This window comes from Blautia sp. HCP3S3_G3 (assembly GCF_052063365.1).
Lineage (GTDB): Bacteria > Bacillota > Clostridia > Lachnospirales > Lachnospiraceae > Blautia_A.
This window is the reverse complement of the sequence record NZ_JBQHXR010000077.1, coordinates 1-579: the sequence shown is the minus strand read 5'-3', so window position 1 is coordinate 579 and position 579 is coordinate 1. Positions and strand designations below refer to the sequence as shown.

At 55.6% G+C, this 579-nt stretch carries 1 rRNA gene; it reads right to left on the bottom strand.

Going from position 1 to position 579, the window contains the following annotated elements:
* Position 1 precedes the first annotated feature (1 nt).
* Positions 2-579: ribosomal RNA gene (locus ACTNEW_RS16345) — 23S ribosomal RNA — on the bottom strand; the annotation flags it as partial.

Sequence of the window (579 nt, the reverse complement as noted above, 5' to 3'; positions counted from 1 at the left end):
TTTGGACAAGCCCTCGACCGATTAGTAGCAGTCAGCTCCATACGTTACCGTACTTCCACCCCTGCCCTATCTACCTCGTCGTCTTCAAGGGGTCTTACTTCTTTCGAATGGGATATCTCATCTTGAGGGGGGCTTCACGCTTAGATGCCTTCAGCGTTTATCCCTTCCGGGCTTGGCTACCCGGCTGTAGACTTGGCAGTCTAACCGGTGCACCAGCGGCCCGTCCATCCCGGTCCTCTCGTACTAAGGACAGCTCCTCTCAGATATCCTACGCCCACGCCGGATAGGGACCGAACTGTCTCACGACGTTCTGAACCCAGCTCGCGTACCGCTTTAATGGGCGAACAGCCCAACCCTTGGGACCTACTACAGCCCCAGGATGCGATGAGCCGACATCGAGGTGCCAAACCACTCCGTCGATGTGAACTCTTGGGAGTGATAAGCCTGTTATCCCCAGGGTAGCTTTTATCCGTTGAGCGATGGCATTCCCACTTAATACCACCGGATCACTAAGCCCTACTTTCGTACCTGCTCCACCCGTCGGTGTCGCAGTCAAGCTCCCTTCTGCCTTTGCACTCT